2 rRNA genes are annotated in these 3,199 nt (G+C 48.6%); both read left to right on the top strand.

Features of this window, described 5'->3' with window-relative positions:
- Positions 1-93: 93 nt before the first annotated feature.
- Positions 94-3,011 (top strand): 23S ribosomal RNA (locus EKM79_RS12060).
- A 71-nt stretch (positions 3,012-3,082) separates the two neighbouring features.
- Positions 3,083-3,199, top strand: a 5S ribosomal RNA gene (gene rrf, locus EKM79_RS12055).

The following is a 3,199-nucleotide window of genomic DNA, read 5'->3' as shown; positions in this document are numbered from 1 at the left end:
CAACTCGTACCTTGAAAACTGGATACTAAGAAATAATGAATTAAAAGAAACACCGAAAACTGCGCGACAAACCACTTTAGTGGTGTTTGTCAAGGTTAAGTTATAAAGGGCGCACGGTGGATGCCTAGGCACTAGGAGCCGATGAAGGACGTAACTAACGACGATACGCCTCGGGGAGCTGTAAGTAAGCTTTGATCCGGGGATCTCCGAATGGGGGAACCCAATCATCGTAATGGATGATTACTTATATGTGAATACATAGCATATTAAGAGGAAGACGCAATGAACTGAAACATCTAAGTAGTTGCAGGAAGAGAAAGAAAATTCGATTCCCTGAGTAGCGGCGAGCGAAACGGGAAGAGCCCAAACTAAAGAGCTTGCTCTTTAGGGTTGTAGGACTGGCGTTATGAGAAAAAAAGCAAGTATAGCTGAACAACTTGGAAAAGTTGGCCAAAGAGAGTGAAAGCCTCGTAAGCGAAATACAAACTACTCTAGCCGGGATCCTGAGTACGGCGGGACACGAGAAACCCCGTCGGAATCTGGGAGGACCATCTCCCAAGGCTAAATACTCCCTAGTGACCGATAGTGAACCAGTACCGTGAGGGAAAGGTGAAAAGTACCCCGGAAGGGGAGTGAAATAGATCCTGAAACCGTGTGCCTACAAGTAGTCAAAGCCCGTTAAGGGGTGATGGCGTGCCTTTTGTAGAATGAACCGGCGAGTTACGTTTACATGCGAGGTTAAGCAGAAAATGCGGAGCCGTAGCGAAAGCGAGTCTGAATAGGGCGCTTTAGTATGTAGATGTAGACCCGAAACCAAGTGACCTACCCATGTCCAGGCTGAAAGTGTGGTAAAACGCACCGGAGGGCCGAACCCATGTATGTTGAAAAATGCTGGGATGAGGTGTGGGTAGCGGTGAAATTCCAAACGAACTTGGAGATAGCTGGTTCTCTCCGAAATAGCTTTAGGGTTAGCCTCGGGGATTAGGATCATGGAGGTAGAGCACTGTTTGGACTAGGGGCCCGTCTTGGGTTACTGAATTCAGATAAACTCCGAATACCATTGATCTATACCCGGGAGTCAGACGATGAGTGATAAGATCCACCGTCGAAAGGGAAACAGCCCAGATCACCAGTTAAGGTCCCAAAATTCATGCTAAGTGGAAAAGGATGTGGAAACGCATAGACAACTAGGATGTTGGCTTAGAAGCAGCCATTCATTCAAAGAGTGCGTAATAGCTCACTAGTCGAGTGATTCTGCGCCGAAAATGTACCGGGGCTAAGCATGATACCGAAACTGTGGATGCATCGTAAGATGCGTGGTAGGAGAGCGTTGTAAGAGCATTGAAGCTGTACCGTGAGGAGCAGTGGAGTTCTTAGAAGTGAGAATGCCGGTATGAGTAGCGAAAGATCAGTGAGAATCTGATCGGCCGAAAGACTAAGGTTTCCTGGGGAAGGCTCGTCCTCCCAGGGTTAGTCGGGGCCTAAGATGAGACCGAGAGGTGTAATCGATGGATAACGGGTTGATATTCCCGTACTAGTTTATTTTGTTTGAACGATGGAAGGACGCAGGAGGATGATGTGTGCACACAGCTGGAAAAGTGTGTTCAAGCAGTAAGTCTTGGTAAGAGTCAAATGCTTTTACCTATAAGGACAAGCTGTGATGAGGAGCGAAATTTAAGTAGCGAAGCACAGTAACTCACACTGCCGAGAAAAGTTTCTAGTTAGAAATAAACTACCCGTACCGCAAACCGACACAGGTAGTCGAGGAGAGAATCCTAAGGTCAGCGAGTGAACTCTCGTTAAGGAACTCGGCAAAATGACCCCGTAACTTCGGGAGAAGGGGTGCTGGTGTAACAGCCAGCCGCAGTGAATAGGCCCAAACAACTGTTTATCAAAAACACAGGTCTCTGCTAAATCGTAAGATGACGTATAGGGGCTGACGCCTGCCCGGTGCTGGAAGGTTAAGAGGATCAGTTAGCGTAAGCGAAGCTGAGAATTGAAGCCCCAGTAAACGGCGGCCGTAACTATAACGGTCCTAAGGTAGCGAAATTCCTTGTCGGGTAAGTTCCGACCCGCACGAAAGGCGTAATGATTTGGGCACTGTCTCAACGAGAGACTCGGTGAAATTATAATACCCGTGAAGATGCGGGTTACCCGCGACAGGACGGAAAGACCCCATGGAGCTTTACTGTAGCTTGATATTGAGTTTTTGTGTGACATGTACAGGATAGGTAGGAGCCGTTGAAGTCGGAACGCTAGTTTCGATCGAGGCATTGGTGGGATACTACCCTTGTTATATGAAAACTCTAACCTACACCATTTAGCGTGGTGAGGGACAGTGTCTGGTGGGCAGTTTGACTGGGGCGGTCGCCTCCTAAAATGTAACGGAGGCGCTCAAAGGTTCTCTCAGAATGGTTGGAAATCATTCATAGAGTGTAAAGGCACAAGAGAGCTTGACTGCGAGACTGACAAGTCGAGCAGGGACGAAAGTCGGACTTAGTGATCCGGTGGTACCATATGGAAGGGCCATCGCTCAACGGATAAAAGCTACCCTGGGGATAACAGGCTTATCTCCCCCAAGAGTTCACATCGACGGGGAGGTTTGGCACCTCGATGTCGGCTCATCGCATCCTGGGGCTGTAGTCGGTCCCAAGGGTTGGGCTGTTCGCCCATTAAAGCGGTACGCGAGCTGGGTTCAGAACGTCGTGAGACAGTTCGGTCCCTATCCGTCGCGGGCGTAGGAAATTTGAGAGGAGCTGTCCTTAGTACGAGAGGACCGGGATGGACATACCTCTGGTGTACCAGTTGTGCCGCCAGGCGCATCGCTGGGTAGCTACGTATGGACGGGATAAACGCTGAAAGCATCTAAGTGTGAAGCCCCCCTCGAGATGAGATTTCCCATTCCTTTATGGAAGTAAGATCCGTTAGAGATTATGACGTAGATAGGCTGCGGGTGGAAGTGTAGCGATACATGGAGCTGAGCAGTACTAATAGATCGAGGACTTAACCGAGTAAGTGGTTTGAAGTGTTTTAGATAATTCATTTGATTAGTATCTAGTTTTGAAGGTACGAGATAGAATAGTGTGGTGGCGATGGCAAGAAGGATACACCTGTTCCCATGCCGAACACAGAAGTTAAGCTTCTTTACGCCAAAAGTAGTTGGTGGGAAACTACCCGCGAGGATAGGAAGCTGCCACGC

Origin of the sequence: Companilactobacillus insicii, assembly GCF_003946015.1 — a bacterium.
Taxonomy (GTDB): Bacteria; Bacillota; Bacilli; order Lactobacillales; family Lactobacillaceae; genus Companilactobacillus; species Companilactobacillus insicii.
This window is presented reverse-complemented; position numbering and strand designations above follow the sequence as displayed.